Here is a 17,475-nt window from a genome sequence, read left to right as displayed (position 1 = left end):
GATGGTCGTTGAGGAGCAGGCCCACCGCCGCGAGCTCACGATGGCGGCCTACCGCGACTACCAGAACGGGGTCCGCCCGGCCGGTCCCGGCGCGAAAGCCCTGCTGGACACGTTCGCCTTCGTCGATGACGAAACTGGCCCAGCTCGCGCGGCTCAGACCGGTCATGGTTGACAAACTCGTTCCCGGCTATGCGCTGCGGCGGCGGGAGTGACGATCTCAGCCGGCGAATGGGTCCTGCTTCCAGGTGACGCCGATTGGCCGAGCTTGTTTGTGGACGTACTCGGTGAGCGCGGCCCGGATGTCGGCGGCGGGAATTTCGCTGTGGTCGGGGAAGTCGACCTCGGCGTAGACCGGGCCGTGGTCGTCGGGGGTGGGGCCGTGGGTGTACCAGGAGCCGGTGTCGTCGCTGTAGTAGAGGGCGCCCCGGTTGTCGTGGATGCCGACGACGAGTTCGCTGGCGACGCCACCGCCGTCGGTGGTTCGGAGGGTGGCGCCGAACGGGGCCGTGGTGGTCAGGACGTGCATGAGGTGGTCGACGTCGTCCCCAGGGATCGAGACTCCGCGCGACCGCAGCAGCGAGATCAACTGGGTCGCGGACCACCCGGGAACGCCTGCCGTCGCTCAAGTCGCGCTGATCGCCGCGGTCCCCCCCCAACGGAGCTGCCGGGCTCAGAGCGTGACCAGGATCGGCCGGGTCGTCACTGGGAGATCCGCCGCCTGCGCCGTCGTCGTCCCGTCGAGGTGGCGGATCTCCCGCACACCCGGCGGCGCGGGCATCCGAGCCGACCCGCGCTCTGCCCACACGATGAGGAACGGCCTTCCGTCGGCTCCTCGGAATCGGCACTGCCACACCGATGCGGGCAGTCCGTACCCGGTCCCGTGCCCGCACGACTCGATCGCCGCGTCCCGCAGCCAGCGCTGGAGCTCCTCGACGTGCAGGGCGGCGCGGGTCGGGGGGCCGCCGTCGCGTTGCAGGACGATGGGCAGCTTCACCCCGCCCCAACTGTAGAAGTACATCCGGTTGACCTGCCCGTACAGGCCCGCGAGGTAGAAGCGCACGGCGTGGTCGGCCGCGGTGTCCTCGTCCAGCGGCGCGGCCAGCGCCGTCTCGTAGCTCGTCCCCGTGTTCCACACCTTCGGGTGTATGCCCGCCTTGTGGAACGTGCGGTCGATCAGGGTGATCAGTTCCGCCAGCGTCTCCGGCGGGTCCGACGCCTGCCGCTGGTGCAGCTTCACCCCGGCCGCGTCGCAGTGATCGTAGGCGCGGGTCGCGGCGAAGCGCTCGAACCACGTGCGGCCCTCGTTCTCCCACAGCCTGCCCATGGAGGGGCAGATGACCGCGGCACGCCGGTCGACGGCCTTGATGATCTTGCTGGCCCGGGCCGTCATCTCGGCCAGAGTCGCGGGGTCGCCGCTGAAGAAGCGGCTGTCGTTGGCGACGACCCACAGCTCGTAGGCCTGGATCCGGTCCTGGTACCGCTCGGCCAGCGTCCGGATGAAGGCGTCCCAGTCGGCCAGATCGTCCGGCGGACCAGTCCGGGAGCCGTCGGCATAGGTCGAGCGCGGGCTCGTCGGCGCGGCCCACTCGGGGGTGCCGCCGATGGTGAACAGCACGGGAAGGCCCTGCGCCTGGGCTCCCGCGACGAGGCGGTCCAGGATCGACCAGTCGAACTGGCCGCGGCGGGGCTGCAGGTTCGCCCACCGGGTGCGGCTGTCCCACAGCCGGACCGCGCCCACCCGGAAGGTCGGCATGGCGCCGGTGGAGCTGTTGATCGTCACCCCGAAGAAGTGCGGAGAGACCGCCGCGGGCGCCTGCGTCCACGGCGGCGCGCTGTCGGCGGTCGGTTCGGCGGGACCGGTCGGCTCGCCCCCGCTCGTGCCCACCACCGCGAGCGCGAGGACCGCCAGCGCGACAGCGGCCGCCGCGGCGATCCAGCGCACCGCGCCGTGCCGGGACCGCGGGGCGGCGGGCGCCTCGACGGACGGTCCCGGCTCGGGCGTGCCCGGAGTGGGTTCGGTCGCCTCAGCCAGGGGCTCCTCGGCGGGCGACTGGGCCGTATGGGACCACAGCCGGTACAGCGAGTCCAAGTCTGCCTTGCTCGCCCCGCACGCGGTGGCGATCCGCTCAACCGTGCCGAAGTCGGGCGGCAGGCCCGCACCGCTGCAGAACCGGTGCACCGATGACCGGCTGATGTTGGTCTTGCGTGCCAGCGCCGCGTAGCTCAGACCGCTGCGGTCCTTCAGCTGCGCGAGCAGGTCCGCGAGCGCGGATCTGTCGTCCGACCGTGACACGACTGCTCCCCCATCCACGCCGCGCGCCCGCGCGGACGGCGACAGTATGCACACCCCGTCAGACAGGTCGTCGCACTGTCCCAACTAGGCGTGTTCGCGCTGGTCAGCGCACTGAAATCGTCCCACCGTCCCTCGTCGCGGCAAAGCCCTTGCCGGGGCTGGCGGTGATCGGCGATGCTCCCGCCGCCGCGTGAGCCACCGCTCCGCGCAACGACCATGAGGGGGACTCCGGAACATGAGAACAACCAGTCGGCGGGCCTATGCCCGCCGTCCGCTGCTTGTCGCCGTGGTGGCGGCGCTGGCCTTGAGCGGACAGGTACCCGGCCCCGGGCCCCTGGCCGCCGCGGCCCCGGCCGCGCCGCAACCCGCACCGGCAACCTGCCCAGACGCCCGGCCCGACGCGGCGGCCGCGCGGTCGACCGCCCGCTTCTGCGGCAAGCGGATCGAGGTGGCCTCTGCGGCGTCCGAGAACACCACCGTGTGGGCAAACCCGGACGGCACGCTCACCGCCGACGTGACGGCCGGGCCGTCCCGGGTGCGGCAGGGTGATCGCTGGGTGCCCGCCGACCTGACCCTGCGCAAGACACCCGACGGCGCCATCGTGCCCGCCGCGCACCCGCGCGGCCTGAAGCTGTCCGGCAGGGCGGGCGCCGGCGAGCACGCGCTGGCGACCGTGGACGCGGCCGGGGACACCGTATCGATGCGCTGGTCCGGTCCGCTGCCGGAGCCGGTGCTGAACGGGGCCCGCGCCACCTACCGCGCGGTGCGCCCCGGCGTCGACCTGGTCGTGGAGGCCACCTCCACCGGGTTCGACCAGTTCCTCGTCGTGCACACGCGCGCCGCGGCCGCCAAGCTCACGAAGCTGACGCTGCCCTTGGTGAGCCGATCGCTGAAGTTCGTCGGTGACGGTCCCGGCTCGCTCTCCATCGTCGACCCGTCGGGCGCGCCGGTCGGCCGGGTGCCTACGCCGCTGATGTGGGACGCCCAGGGCAGCCGCGACGGCGGCCGGATCCGGGAAAAGCTGCTCGGCGTTGCGGCGGAGTCCCGCGCGGGCGGGGTGGACCTCGCTCTCGAGGGCGACGCCGCGTGGCTGTCGAGCCCGGAGACGCAGTACCCGGTGACCATTGACCCGTCGGTGACCATCAATCCGACGTCGGACACCTACGTCAAGCAGAACGACACCGTCGACCGCTCCGGCGCCAACGACCTGCAACTGGGCAAGGGCGGCGGCGTGATCGCCCGGTCGTTCCTGCAGTGGGACACCAGTGCGTTCGCCCACGGCCGGATCACCTCGGCCAGCCTGAAGTTCTGGAACTTCTGGTCGGCCTCGTGCACCGCGGCGGCCTGGGAGATCTGGACGGTCGCGCCCTACAGCAACCCGATCCACTGGACGTCCCAGCCCGCGCTGCTGACGCGGGAGGCGACCTCCACCGAGACCAAGGGTTACAGCACCACCTGCGACGACAACTGGGTGGGCGTCGACGCGACGGCGTTCTTCCAGCGGGCGGCCACGGCGGGCGTGGCCAAGGCGTACATGGGCGTCAAGGCCGCCGACGAGACCGACAACTGGAAGCAGTTCCGGTCCCTGCAGGGCGGTTCGGCCGTCATGCCCCGGGTCACGGTCACCTATGCGGCGGCGCCCTCGGTATCGGCCCCGGCGACCACGCCCAGCACTGGCGGCTGCGTGATCGGCTCAGGCAGGCCATTCACCTCGTCCGCCACGCCGCGCCTGTCGGCCACCGTGTCCGACCCGGACACCGCGACCGTCACCGCCGAGTTCGAGTGGTGGGTGACCAACGGCGCCAAGATCGGCGGCACCACCGTCGGCGCGGCGGCGGGCGCCACTGTGGCGGCCACCGTTGCCGCGGGCGCGTTCGCCGACGGCGGCACGTACTCCTGGCGCGCGCGGGCCACCGACGGCACCAACACCTCCCCGTGGTCGGCGTGGTGCGAGTTCACCGTCGACACGACCGCCCCGGCGGCGACGCCCACCGCGGCCTCCGCCGAATACCCGGAGGGCGAGTGGTCGGGCGGCGCGGGCAAGCCGGGCACGTTCAGCCTCGGCGCCGCGGGCACCGCCGACGTGGTCGGCTTCGTGCACGGCTTGGATACCAACCCGCCGACTGCCGAAGTGGCCGCCTTGGGCGGCGCGGCCTCGGTCACCGTCACCCCGGCGGGCGACGGACCGCACACCCTGTTCGTGCGCGCCAAGGACCGGGCGGGCAACCTCTCGCCCACGAGGGCGTACGCGTTTTACGCCGGGACGGCGGCCGTGCTGGTGCCAACGGCGGGTGACGTCGTCGCGGGCACGAGCTCGCTGCAGGGCCAAGCGCCCGCTGGCGCGACCGGCGTGACCTACCACTGGCGCCGGGCCGACACGGACGACTGGCGCACCATCCCGGCCGGAGACGTCACCATCGCCGCGGGCGGCGGCGCGGTCGCCTGGCCTGCCCCGGTCGCCGCGGATGGCACGACCACCAAGGTGAATTGGGACGTCGCCCGCACCCTGGGAGCGGGCGGCGGGACCGCGGCCGACGGCCCGGTCCAGGTGCGCGCGGCCTTCAGCGGAGGCGGCACGTCCGGCGCGGCCCGCTTCACTTTCGACCGCGACCAGGGCACCGCCGCGACCAGCGAGGTCGGCCCCGGCACGGTCAACCTGGTCACTGGCGACTTCTCCGTCTCGCACACCGACGTGGCCGCGGGTAGCAACGTCGGCGTCACCCGTACCTATTCGACCCGCCAGGCCGACGGGCTCGACCCGATGTTCGGACCGGGCTGGACCTCGAGCCTCACCGTCGCCAACAGCTACACCAAGGTGACGGTGTCGGGCACTCTGGTCCAGGTCGACCTGGCCAAGGGCGGCACGATCGGGTTCACCCAGTCCACATCGGACGCGAGCGGGGCGACCTTCGCGCCGCAGCCGGGCGCGGAGAACCTGACTCTGACCTACAAGTCCGCCACCGATGCCTACACCCTGCGCGACACCGAGGGCACGAGCACGGCGTTCACCCGGCCCGCGGGCGCGCCGAGCGGGCAGTACATGCCCACCTCGGCCACCGCGGACGGCTCCGCGGGCGCCACGGCGTACTCGTGGGAGCAAGCCACCGTCGACGGGGTGTCCATGCTGCGCCCGACCAGGGTGCTCGCCCCAGTGCCCGCCGGCGTGTCCTGCGCGGCCGGGCTGGTGCGCGGCTGCCGCGCGCTCGAGTTCGCCTACGCGGGCGCGAGCACTGCGACCGCCGAGCAGTGGGGCGACCGGGCGGGCAGGCTCAGCCAGGTCTCGCTCACCGCGTGGGACCCCGACGCGGGTCGCATGGCCACGGTCGTGCTCGTGCGCTACGCGTACGACACGGCGGGCAGGCTGCGGTCGGCCCGGGACCCGCGGCTCGACTGGACCGACGGCGGCACCACGCGTCAGGTCGCCCAGGTATACGAGTACGGCCAGGATGGGCTGCTGTCGGTGATCACCCCGCCCGCGCAGGCGCCGTGGCGGCTGAGCTACACGGCCGTGCCCGGTGACGCCGGCGCGGGCAGGCTCGCCGCGGTGTCGCGCACCGGCCCGGCGGGTGAGGCGAAGACGACCGTCGTGTACCGGGTTGCGGTGTCCGGCGCGGGCGCGCCGCACGACCTGTCCACGGCGCAGACCAGCCGCTGGGGCCAGCAGGAGTCGCCGGTGACGGCGGCCGCGGTGTTCCCGCCGACCCAGGTGCCCGACGGCGACCAGGCGGCAGGGACCCTGCCGAGTTCCTTCGCGCAGGCCGCGCTCACCTACCTGGACGCCGATGGCCGCGCGGTCAACACCGTCGCGCCGGGCGGGCACACGTCCACCACGTGGCACGACGCCCGCGGAAACGCGGTGCGCTCGCTGACCGCGGCGAACCGTGCCACCGCCCTGGCCACCGCGTCCGAGCAGGCCGCGCTCGCCGCCCGACTGTCCACGGTGACCACCTACACCGCGGGCAACAACCCGGTGGAGACGCTGGGGCCGGAGCACCCGGTGGCACTGCCAGACGGGCGCACGGTGACCGGCCGTGTCCGCACCCACGTCGCCTACGACGAGGGCGCGCCGCAGGGCCAGACCCCCGGTCTGCCCACGACTACCACGACGGGCGTGCGCCACGCCGAGGGGGACGCGGACCTGCGGGTCACCAAGTCCGAATACGACTGGACGACGAGCGCGGAGACCGGGCAGACCGTCGATCCCGGCGGCCTGAACCTGGTCACCCGCACGGCGTACGACGCCGACGGCCGCATCGCCAGCCGCACCGTCGCAGGCGGCGCGGGCTCTACCGCGACGCCGGACACCCGAGTGACGCTCTACTACCGGTCCGGCACCGGGGCAGGCGCCACCGAGTGCGACAACCGGCCGGAGTGGGCCGGGCTCGTGTGCCGCACCGGGCCGGGTGGGCAGGCCGCCACAGGACCCGAGGTCCCGGTGACCGTGACGACGTACGACCTGTACAACCAGGTCCGGACGCTGACCGAGCGCACCAGCGCGGGTGTCCTGCGGGTCACGGACAAGGCCTACGACGCCGCGGGCAGGCTGTCGGCGGTATCCGTCACCGGGATGCCGGTCACGCGGACGGTTTACGACGAGGCAGGCGGCTTGCCGCTGCGCACCGAGTCCGACGGCGGCGCGGTCACCAAGGCGTACGACGCGTTCGGCCGCGTCACGGCCTACACCGACGCCGACGGCAACACCACCCGCACCGAGTTCGACGCGGCGGGCCGGGTGTCCAGAGTGGACGACGGCAAGGCGGTGCGCTCGTACACCTACGACGCGCGCGGTCTGGTGACCGGAGCCCACGACAGCCAGGCCGGGCAGTTCCAGGCGGAGCACGACGCAGATGGTCGTCTCGTGCGGGAGACCTGGCCCACCGGTGTGGTCGTCACCCGCGGGTACGCGGCGAACGATGTGCCCACCTCGGTTCGCTACGAGCGGCCGGGCTGCGGCCAGGCGGACTGCACCCTGTGGACGGAGAGCGCGGTGCTCAACGCCCACTCGCAGCGGGCGCTGACCACGTCGTCGTTCGGCACGCAGACCGCGGCGTTCGACAAGGCGGGCCGCACCGTCACCGACAGCACGAAGGACGCGACCGGGTGCGTGTCCCGGGTGTATGCGCTCGACGCGGACGCCAACCGCACGGGGCTGACCACGTTCGGTCCCGCCGCGGAAGGGGCGTGCCAAACGACGACGGCGTCGGGGTCGCGCACGTGGACCTACGACAGCGCGGACCGGGTCACCGGGCCGGGCTACGCCTACGACGCGCTCGGCCGGACCACCACGGTTCCCGCGGCGGACGCGGCGGGCGGCGAGATCGCGGTGGCCTACCACGGCAACGACATGGCGAAGTCGATCACCCAGGGCTCGCGCACGAGCACGTTCACTCTGGACGTGGGCGTCTCGCGCGTGCGGTCGTGGACTGACGGAACGGTGACTCGCAAGCACCACTACGGCTCCGACAGTGATAGTCCTCTGTGGACGGATGAGGGCGGTGGCGTCAGCACCCGGATGGTGCCCGGCACGGCCACGCCGGTGGCGACCTGGTCGAGCGCGGCGGGCATCACGTGGCAGCTGACCAACCTGCACGGCGACTTCGTGGCGGGCGTGGTCGGCAACGGAAGCAGCGGTCTTGCCTACACCGCGGCGTACGACCAGTACGGCGCGACGTCCGACGCGGGCGCCCGGCGCTACGGCTGGCTCGGCGCACGCGAGCGGGCCGCGGACAACCCGGGCGGTCTCGTCCTGATGGGCGCGCGCGTGTACAACCCGACCACCGGGCGCTTCCTCAGCGTCGACCCGGTGTACGGCGGCAGCGCCAACCCGTACGACTACTGCTCCGGCAACCCGGCCAACTGCACCGATGTGGACGGACTCGGGGACTGCAAGCGGTGGTGGATCTTCAAGATCTGCGGAATCGTGATCAACGTGGGTGTGCGGTCGGTGCTGATCGCCAAGAACCGGTGCAGTTGGTGGCGGGTGTGCGGGGACAGCCCGACCGCGTGGCTGCGTCCGGGCCAGTGGTCGAAGCGGTACTGGGAGGACACCGACGCGTTCCGCTGGTTCGGCGCGTGGGTGCCGGTCTACGACGGATGGACCAGGTACGTGAGTCTGCCGTGGTGGGGCTGGTCGTGACGAGGGGGTGAGGAGGGCGGGGGCGGTCGCGTGCGACCGCCCCCGCCCGCTTTCTGGCGGGGCGAGTGCCGCTGGAACTTCGACCGCTGACCCGCGAATTCCCCACGCCTGTTTGAGGCAGGTGTGTGGCGGCACCGGGCTCGTACCAAAGGCATTGGGGTCGGAGCGTGACCAGTGCTGACCTCTCTCCGGGTACCGGCGCGTGTTACCCCTGAAGCCCGAGTCCGGCAGGGCTCGGGCTTCAGGGTCGCGACCTCATCTCTTGATGAGGTTTCGCACCTTCGACCACGGGACGAATCTGCCGACCATCCCCTCGACACAGCCCTCGCGGCCCGCGCGGCGGACCTGCTGCCAGACCCAGCCGTTCCAGAAGATCTGCCACGCCGCACCGGCCAGGTAGCCAAGCCCGCAGGCATAGGCGGCTGCCTGGAACGCCCCGACGATCACCGTGGGCGCGATGATCCAGAACGGGTCCGCGGTCACCGGGTAGGTGGCACCCGCGTGCTCGACGTGTTGTGTGAGCGCGCTGCCGTCGGTGGTGAAATGCGTCGGGATGGACTGGCCTGCCGCGTCGCGAGCCCACGGCGCTTGGATGAGCGCGACGACGTTGTTCGCGGAGTCGAGGACCTCGGCCCCACCTCCTTCGAGCTGCAGGGCGACGCGGCCCCCGCCGGGGACCGTGATGTTGTAGGCGAATTCCGTTGGGGCGTCGGCGCTGTCGATGACCGTCAGCATCCGAACGCCACCGTCCTCGGTGACCTGCACGGCGTTGGAGGTGCCGTTGTCGGCGGGGTAGGCCACGGTGCCGGGTGCGACGAGATTCCCGGTCGCCGCGTCGTCCGCGTTGGGCAGTTCCACGGAGATGGCGGGGGTGCCCGCGGTGTCGATGGTGATGCCGTCGCCCGCGTCTTTCGGCACGTCGAGGGTCGTGCCGTCCACCGTGCTGGTTGCCGCGGAGTCCGCGTCCGCGGTCGTCAGGACCGTGTCGGACTCGGCGAGAAGGCCCGGTGTCGCCGACAGCGCCTGGCTGGTCTCCGCTGTGGTGACCAGGTCGGCCTCGTCGGCGGACGCCGGCGTCGCCGTGACCAACGATGCCACCATGGTCGCGCCCAGCACGGCGAGTGAGAGTTGTTTCATGTCAAGGACTCCTGATCTGTGCCCGACTGGCGGTTGCGAACAGCCGTTGTTCGCGCCTGGGGTGACCCGAGTCTGTGGGCTTGGCCGGTGAGCCTTCAACGGAGCGATCTTGCGGGTCGCGCTAACCCAAGTGAGTGAACACCTTCGCCGCGGGTGAGCGATTACTAACGTCTGCCGGTTGGGGCGCGATGTAGGTGACGCTGGTGGCCCAAGCCATCGGCTGGTCTCGTTGTCGAGCAGAGGCATCCGATGGTCGATCCGAATCCAGCGCGCGCGAGACTGATCGCTGCCGGGATTTCCCAGTTGCTGGAAGACGGGATCAAGGTCTTGAGCCGGGGACTCAATGTCGCCGAGATAGCCGAGCGGGCGGGAGTCAGCGAAAAGACGTTCTTCGCCACCTTCGGTGACAAGGGCCGCTACGTCGATGAACTTCTGGCTTCACTGGTGGAAGCGCCGGAGCGAGTCACGCGCAGCCTTACCGACATGGTGGAGAAGTCTTTCATCCAGACCAAAGGTGATCCGCGGCAGACGATCAGGGCGGTGTGTGCCTGGGACTTTCAGCAAGTGCGCCAGGATCCCGCTACGCTGGCGCAGCTGGCCACCCTCGTTCTGGCGCGCGAGCACCGCGGCGCGATGAAGAAGCTGCGTCAAGCCTATGCGGCGTACGACGACGCCGGGATGAAGGCATATCAGGCCATCCTCGCTCGCTGGGGAGCGTCGCTGCGTGCGCCGTTCACCGCCGAGTCGATGGCCGTGTCGTTGACGGCCTTGGTCGAAGGCCTCGCCGTGCGGCATCTCGCCGATCCGACCGCCGTGCCCGACCATCTCTTCGGCGATGTCGTCGTCGCGCTCATCGGCTCCATTGTGGACACCGGCCAGAACCATGAGCACATCGACGACGTGGTGGGGCCGCTCGCCGACGAGATCATGGTGACCTATGAGGTCGCGCTGACCGACAGCCTGCCCGAGGACCCGCGCAGCGCGGTCGTCGACGCCGCGCGGGTCGAGTTCGCGGCCCGGGGCTATTTCTCGACCACGCTCGTCCACATCTCCGTCCGGTCAGGCGTGCCGCTGCCCGTCTTGAAGCAGTTGTTCCCCAGCAAGGCCATGATCGTCGTCAGTGCCCTGCGCGTGCCCTTCCAGGAGCTCAAGTCGCAAGTCGGGGACGACATCGCCCTTGGCATCACAGCCGATGTCATCGTCAAACGTTTCCTCGGCCGCTTGGCGACTTTCGCTGTGCGCCATATCGAGTATGTGGAAGCATTCCTGATGGTGGTAGCACATGACACCGCTACCGCCCCCGAGACGGCGATCCATGTCAAACGTGAACTTGATCTGCCCAGTCTGATCGAGCCCGTCATCGCGGCAGGCCAGCGGAACGGACTCTTCGACGACGCTCTCGCGTCCTACGACTTGGCCGCCGCGCTGACGAACAACCTGCTGCTGCGGTGTTTCACCCGCCGCGATGACGATCCACTCACCCATGCGGCCGTCGTCGGAGCGACGTGCTTGCGGGGCTTGCTCGTTCGTGACGACGACGGCGGATGAGTCGTGGGGCACTGCTGAGACCGGATCAGGGCCTTGGCCGAGGATGAGGTAGCGGAAGACGTGGTGCAGCGGGCTGCCTTCGGACCATTCGAAGTGGCAGTGCGGGCGGACGCCGGTGCTGTCGCGCAGGGCGAGGAGGATGGCGGCGAGTGCGTTGGGGACGGCGGGGCTCTCGGCGCGCAGGATGCGGTAGCCGTCGACTTCCAGGCCGCGTACTGAGAGGACGCCGCTGAACTGTGAGGGGTCGGTGACGTCGATCTCGAGGAACAGGACGTCGGCGGTTCCGGGGAGGGGGTTCATGTCTCGCTGTTCGAGTTCCTTTTCCTGGTATTCGGTGGCTTCGCCGGTCTGCCGCTTGTTGGCGATGAGCGTGAGCTGCCCGTCGTGGGCGAGGGTGTCGGTGACGAACTGGCGCGCGGTCTCGTCGAACTCGATGCGCTCGGCGCGCAGTTCCGTTGTGCGCGAGACCCGGGAGATCAGCTAGATCACGAGGGCTGTCCCCACCACACCGAAGACCTGAGGCGGTAAGTCCGGGTGCTCCCCGCACCCGCGGGGCTGTCCCCCTTGGGCGGCTGAAGCAGAAAGATCCGTTTGCGGCCGTAGAGGTCACCGAGGCGGCCGCAAGCGGAGAACGTCCGCCCCCTCTGACCTGGCTTAGGCGTCGGCGATAGGGCTCGCGACATCCGCGCGCGGCGGGACGGTCACATCGTGAACCCAGCGGCGGTATGCCCGCAAGACCGTCGGCAGCCCTTCGAACAGGATCACCCAGAGTGCGGCGAGGAGTAAGCCGACCACGATTTCGGTGAGCGCTCCTTCGAAGAGCGCGAGGGCCACATAGCCGACGCGGGCGCCGCTGCTCAATCCCGGATCGAACGGTCCGGGTGTGCCCGGCGAGACGTCTTGGTAGATGACGACACCGAGTGGGAGGGCGGCCGCTAGTAGCGCCAGAACGAGCAGCCACCCCGAGATCCGGTCCCGCAGTCTCAACGGAGCAGCGGCCGGGGGTGCGGGCTCGTCGACCTCCTCCTTCGGCGATTCTGGCGGCCACTGTCCATACCGGAACGCGTAGTGCTCGTATCCGGCGACGACCCGCCCCCAGCCGAACGGAAGCAGGATCCCGAGCACCAGCGGATAGCCGTAGAGGGCGAGCACGAATCCCAGTCGGAAACCGGTGTCGATCGCGTCGGCGCCGAAACCCGCCACGTCGAGCGCGGTCGCCAGGGCGAATGAGCCTGCCAGGACGAACAGCACCGCCGCGGACGCGGCGAGTGAGACAGCGAGCGCGAACACGACGAGGAACAGTGCCGCCGCAATGGATCCGAGGGACACCGCGAGCAACCGCACCCGGGTGGCGACCGAGAGTTCGTGTGTCGGCCGCCGCTCGACGCCGAGGGCGGACAGGAGGACTTCGGTGAAATCCGGGTCGCGCTCGTAGGCGGTGTGGGCGGTGGCCAGCCATGCGCGGCCGAACAAGGGTATGTCGTGCACCGGACCCCACGTGGTCTGGTGGCGGAGCTTGCCCGCGACGAGATCGAGTCGGTCGCGCAGGTTCGTCCAGGACAAGTTCGGGATGCGTGTCGCCAGGCTGGCATGGGGTGAGACCAGCATCGGCCAGATCCAGCGGATCTTCGCCAGTGGGCTGCCGATGGTGATCAGGTGCGAGACGCGTTCGGCGTCTTCGCCTGCCAGCAGGGGCACGGCCGCGCCGGGCTTTGCCGCGAGTGTCCCGGCCAAGGCGTGGTAGGCGATCACCGTGCCCAGACTGTGCGCGACCACCACCACCCGCCGGGTTCCATCCGGATTGGCCGCACGTACCGCGTCGATCACCCGCTGCTGGATGCGCGCGGCGGCGTCGGCAACGGACGATCCCGGGCGCGTCGCCCTTCCGGCGGAGGCCAGGTAGTTGCCGACATCGGCGAGCACCTCGTCGAACAGCGGGCCCATCGTGAACCGCTCCGTCGAGTCGCCCCTCCTCATCCGCATGAAGAAGGACGCGACCGGGAGCCACACTCGGGCGGTCAACTGCATCAGCACCGCCGCGGGCGCCAACACGAGTGTCCAGAGAATCGCGCGGACGACGGGCCGGTTGGCGTAGGCGGCGAATTTGAGGTTGAGCCACGGGAACCAGGCCAGGACATGGATGTCGAGCGGCCGGAACGTGCCGCGCACGGTGTCCCCGCCGAGGATGTCGGCCCACCACGCCTCGTGCACCGTCACCGTTTTGTCCGCGACAGTCACCCGCGCGGTGGCCTCGTCGACGCGGATCAGGTTCGGGCGATCGACAAGGGTGGTCTCCAAGCCGCGGAGGAACTTGCTGAGCGTGTCACCTATCGCCTGCGCGCCGATTCCGTGCACCAGGACGACTGATACGTCATCGGACGGCTGGGCCATGGCACGCTCCGCATCGCTCTACCCACATCATCGGCCGAACCGCAGGGGGAGTTACCGGGCGATTGGGGTGGGTCAGTATCCGAGTTCGCGCGCCCGGGTCTGCGCTTTGGCCCTGAGGGCGTCGTCGTCCGCGTCGGTCATCTCGGCCACGAGCTGTCGGACGCTGTCCTCGTTGTCGGGCGTCACGCTTTCGACGGCGAACTTTCGCACTCCCACCTCCCGATCGGTCAGGAGTTTGGTCAGGACTCGGTCGGCGGCCTCCGATGGGAGCAGGTTCGCACTGGTCGCGCAGGCGACGCGCACCTCCGCGCGGCTGCTGTCGCTGGCCTGCTCGAGCGCGGCGAGAGCGTCCGGTGTCGCGATCCTGGCGAGGGCGTACACCGCTCGCTGCGCCATCCATGCCTCCTCGTCGTCGAGGAGTTCCACCAGCAGGGGGACCTCGTCGTCACCGAGGTCGACGTACATCTGCGCGTCGCCCTCGATGGAGCTGAGCCGCGACCGGATCTCCTGCATGTTCATGGCCATCGCCACACCCCTCTCAGAAGGCCCGGGTGAGGGCCGAGTCCACCATGGTCGCGACCTCCGTCTGGACGATGTCCGGCGGCGTGCCCGTCCAACCGACGTTGGGGAACATGAGGTACTGGCTGTTCGTCGCGGGCGGGTTGGCCCAGTGTCTGAGCCCGAGCACGTGGCCCACCTCGTGGGCGAGCAGCCACCGGGCGTTCGCCTGTACGACCGCGCACCCCGGCTGGTTGGCCGGGTGGGTGGCGCAGCCGAGCAGGTTCGTCGATCCCGCGCCGTTGGTCAGGGTCCGGACGACATAGACGACAATGTCGTTGACGCCCGCGCCGTTGCGCCGGGCGAAGAGCGTGTTGTGTTCGGCCGTGGGGACTCCGAGGAGACACGAGCCCACGTCGAGGTCGACCACGCCCGCGAGCGTCGTGTCGGCGCTCAGGTCCTCGGTCGTCCCGCGGTAGGTCGCGATGCCGTAGTCGGCGAACAGGTCCTCCATCGCCTTGTACTGCGTGTCCATGAACGTGGTGATGGCGGCGGTTTGCGCGACGAGCGTCTTGAAGTGGATCACGACGTGCTCGAAGCACGACCGGCGGACGCCGAACCGGTTGTCGACCGTCTGGAGGTTCCAGCCGCCGAAGCGGGTGCCGTTGGGGGCCATCACCGGCGATCCCGCCGACGTGCCGGTCGGCTTGAGCACGCCGAGTCCCCAGGGGCTGGTGGCGATGAGCTCGGCGCGTCCGTCGCCGTCGTAGTCCGCGGCCGGGCCGTACCGGTTGTTCGTGGTGTCGACGACCCAGCCCCCGACGCGCGTGCCGTTCGCGGCCATGAGCGGGGAGGTGAGAGCCCCGCCGTTCAGCTCGAGCGTGCCGATTCCCCACGGGCTGCTCATCAGCAGCTCGGCCCGCCCGTCGCCGTCGTAGTCCGCCGCCGGACCGAAGCGGTTGTTCGTCGTGTCGACGACCCAGCCACCCAGGCGCGTCCCGTTCGCCGCCATCGTGACCGCCGAGAGGGTTCCGCCGGAGAGTTCGAGAATCCCAATGCCCCAGGGACTGGTCACGAGGAGCTCCGCACGCCCGTCGCCGTCGAAATCCGCGGCGATACGGAAGAAGTTGTCCCGGGTGTTGAGCAGCCAGCCGCCGAACCTCGTCCCGTTCGGCGCCATCATGAGCGGCCGCATCGTGTTGCCCTGCAGTTGCAGAATCCCCACGCCCCAAGGGCTGGAGACGAACACCTCGACCCGACCGTCACCGTCGAAGTCGCCGACGGGCCCGAATCGGTTGTCCCCGGTCTGGAGGTTCCAGCCGCCGAACCGGGTGCCGTTAGGTGCCATCATCGGAGCCGCGAGCGACGACCCGGCGAGCTCCAACACGCCGAGGCCCCACGGGCTCGAGATGAGCAGCTCGGTGCGCCCGTCGCCGTCGAAGTCCCCGGCCTTCTCGAAGCGGTTGTCGCCCGACTGGAAATTCCAGCCGCCGAAGCGCGTGCCATTGGGCGCCATCATCAGCGGTGCCAACGTGCTGCCCCGCTGTTCAAGAACGCCTATGCCCCAAGGGCTCGAGAACACGATCTCGGCCCGGCCATCGCCGTCGAAGTCCCCGACGGGGCCGAACCGGTTGTCCCCGGTGTTGAGCAGCCAGCCGCCGAACCGGGTGCCGTTGGGCGCCATCACCGGCGCGGTGAACGTGCTGCCCGACATCTCGAGGATCCCGATGCCCCAAGGGCTGGACACCAGCAACTCCGCGCGTCCGTCGCCGTCGAAATCGTCGTTGCGAGACATGGGAACCCTTACCTCCAGCCGGCCCCGTACCTGATTCGATCCTGAGATGGCCATCGCACACGGTCATATATGCATCCCACTGAGTAGTGGTCGCTCAGCGCGCTCCGCCTGTTACGCGATCGGATACGTCCGAACGGGCGATTTTCACTCGGTCGTCGATCTGCTAAGACGCCGAACACGCTCGAACGGCCCCCGTCATCACCGCGATCGACCTCAACCACGAGGATCTCGCCGAGCGCGCCGTCGAACCCATGCTCGCCAGATTCGGCGGAGCCGACGAGCCAACCGGCACCATCGTCGTCGACCGCCCTGACCTGCGCGCCCCCAACTCGCGGCCATCGACCTCGGAGGTTGGATCAGTGAGGACCGCGACTCGCATGTTCCCGGTATCTCGGTCACGCGGCGGGTATCGAAATCGCGCGGCGGTGGACGAGTTTCAGCCAGGGGTTCCAGGGCGTCCTGTGTGGACCGGTGAAACGTGGCTTGACCTCGACCTTGGTCGATGTACGAGAGTTGTGTCATCGAACGGCGAGACAGGGGGATTTCCGATGACACAGCCCAGGATTCTGGTGACCGGCGCGACTGGAAACGTTGGGGGTGCGGTGGTGGCCCAGTTGCACGCGGCGGGGATACCCGTGCGGGCGCTGGTGCGTGGGGAGGCGCACTTCCCGGAGGGTGTGCGGGCGGTGCGCGGCGATCTTGGTGATCCCGCGTCGCTGGAGGAGGCTTTGGAGGGTGTCGATTCGGTCTTCCTGGTGTGGCCGTTCCTGAGCGCTGAAGGCGCGTCGGATGTGATCGACGCGATCGGGAAACGCGCACGGCGGGTGGTGTACCTGTCTTCTGAGGGGGTGGGGAGCAAGTCGGAGGAGCCGGGTGAGGCGATCACGATGTTCCACACGGAGTTGGAGCGCCTGATCGAGGCATCGGGTCTGGAGTGGACGGCGTTGCGGCCCACCGGGTTCGCGAGCAACACGCTGGGTTGGGCGGACGAGGTTCGCGCCACCGGTGTGGTGCGGGCGCCGTTCGCGGGGCTGGCCCGCCCGCTGATCCATGAGGCGGACATGGCCGCGGTCGCCGTTGAGGCATTGACGACGGATGCCCTTCTCGGTACCCGTCCCGTGATCACCGGGCTGGAACTGGTCACCCAGAAGCGGCAGGTGGCGCTGATCAGTGCGGCGATCGGACGGCCGGTGCGGTTCGAGGAGGTCTCACTGGATGAGGCGGTCGAGCAGATGAAGGCCGCCGGGTACCCGGCGGAGCTGGTGGAGGCGGTGGTGCCCGCCCAGGCGGAGATGCTCGCCAATCCGGAGCCGGTCAACGACGAGGTGGAGCGCATAACCGGCACCCCGCCCCGTTCCTTCCGGCAGTGGGCGGTAGACCACGCGGCGGACTTCCGCTGAGCGGAACGGCCAAACACGGTGACATGGATTCGATCCCTGCTGCCCGGGCATAGCACATCGAGAGTGTCAGGCAAGCAGCCGAAACCATGGGCGACCCAGCCGATCCAGCTGATACAGCCGAACTGGGGCGGAGTAAGGGTGCAGGCAGAGCAGGAGCGGATCTGGAGCGTGGTGCGTTCTTGATCCAGCGTCAGCTGCGCTCAACGTTGTTCAACAGTCCCATGTTGTCCAGCGGATTCTCTGTTTCAGCAGGTCAGCGCATGATCGGGACGCCGCT

10 protein-coding genes and 1 pseudogene are annotated in these 17,475 nt (G+C 70.1%); 4 read left to right on the top strand and 7 right to left on the bottom strand.

Annotated features, from left to right (window positions below; translation table 11 throughout):
• Position 1 precedes the first annotated feature (1 nt).
• Positions 2-172 (top strand): hypothetical protein, encoded by a 171-nt coding sequence (locus C8E96_RS33600; protein ID WP_166658170.1) that lies wholly within the window; start codon positions 2-4, stop codon positions 170-172.
• A gap of 45 nt (positions 173-217) precedes the next feature.
• Here the strand turns inward: C8E96_RS33600 and C8E96_RS30165 are convergent, their stop codons facing one another.
• Together C8E96_RS30165 and C8E96_RS30160 are read right to left on the bottom strand one after the other, a co-directional pair.
• The gene (locus C8E96_RS30165) at positions 218-586 is read right to left on the bottom strand and encodes an Imm1 family immunity protein (RefSeq protein ID WP_091377282.1); all 369 of its coding nucleotides are present in this window, start codon (positions 584-586) and stop codon (positions 218-220) included.
• Positions 587-670: 84 nt separating this feature from the next.
• Positions 671-2,293, bottom strand: coding sequence for a helix-turn-helix domain-containing protein (locus C8E96_RS30160; protein WP_091377285.1), 1,623 nt, complete (start codon positions 2,291-2,293; stop codon positions 671-673).
• A 235-nt stretch (positions 2,294-2,528) separates the two neighbouring features.
• Here C8E96_RS30160 and C8E96_RS30150 point away from each other — a divergent pair, with 235 nt between their 5' ends.
• Entirely contained in the window at positions 2,529-8,429 is a 5,901-nt protein-coding gene (locus C8E96_RS30150; RefSeq protein WP_166658169.1) for a DNRLRE domain-containing protein, read from the top strand.
• A 255-nt stretch (positions 8,430-8,684) separates the two neighbouring features.
• Here the strand turns inward: C8E96_RS30150 and C8E96_RS30145 are convergent, their stop codons facing one another.
• Complete coding sequence (locus C8E96_RS30145) at positions 8,685-9,566, bottom strand: hypothetical protein (RefSeq protein WP_091377291.1); 882 nt, start codon at positions 9,564-9,566, stop codon at positions 8,685-8,687.
• A 249-nt stretch (positions 9,567-9,815) separates the two neighbouring features.
• Between C8E96_RS30145 and C8E96_RS30140 the strand changes: the two genes are divergently transcribed.
• A complete protein-coding gene (locus tag C8E96_RS30140; RefSeq protein WP_091377294.1) occupies positions 9,816-11,114 on the top strand; it encodes a TetR/AcrR family transcriptional regulator in 1,299 nt (432 codons plus the stop codon).
• A 30-nt stretch (positions 11,115-11,144) separates the two neighbouring features.
• Here C8E96_RS30140 and C8E96_RS34545 read toward each other — a convergent pair.
• The 4 genes and pseudogenes from C8E96_RS34545 to C8E96_RS30120 form a co-directional block, all read right to left on the bottom strand.
• Positions 11,145-11,594 (bottom strand): annotated as a pseudogene (locus C8E96_RS34545) (amino acid transporter); the annotation flags it as partial.
• 174 nt (positions 11,595-11,768) lie between these two features.
• Positions 11,769-13,505, bottom strand: a complete 1,737-nt coding sequence (locus tag C8E96_RS30130) for an esterase/lipase family protein (protein ID WP_091377297.1) — start codon at positions 13,503-13,505, stop codon at positions 11,769-11,771.
• 72 nt (positions 13,506-13,577) lie between these two features.
• Positions 13,578-14,030 carry a HEAT repeat domain-containing protein gene (locus C8E96_RS30125; RefSeq protein ID WP_133794896.1) on the bottom strand — a complete coding sequence of 151 codons (453 nt, stop codon included), beginning with the start codon at positions 14,028-14,030 and terminating at the stop codon, positions 13,578-13,580.
• A gap of 13 nt (positions 14,031-14,043) precedes the next feature.
• Positions 14,044-15,798 carry an FG-GAP-like repeat-containing protein gene (locus C8E96_RS30120; RefSeq protein WP_166658168.1) on the bottom strand — a complete coding sequence of 585 codons (1,755 nt, stop codon included), beginning with the start codon at positions 15,796-15,798 and terminating at the stop codon, positions 14,044-14,046.
• Between the two features lie 251 nt (positions 15,799-16,049).
• Here C8E96_RS30120 and C8E96_RS30115 point away from each other — a divergent pair, with 251 nt between their 5' ends.
• On the top strand, positions 16,050-17,198 hold the full coding sequence (locus C8E96_RS30115; protein ID WP_407642661.1) for an NmrA family NAD(P)-binding protein: 1,149 nt from the start codon (positions 16,050-16,052) through the stop codon (positions 17,196-17,198).
• The last annotated feature ends 277 nt before the right edge of the window (positions 17,199-17,475 follow it).

This window comes from Actinokineospora alba (assembly GCF_004362515.1).
GTDB lineage: Bacteria > Actinomycetota > Actinomycetes > Mycobacteriales > Pseudonocardiaceae > Actinokineospora > Actinokineospora alba.
The sequence above is the reverse complement of the archived record's forward strand: the minus strand, read 5'-3'. Positions and strand labels throughout refer to the sequence as shown.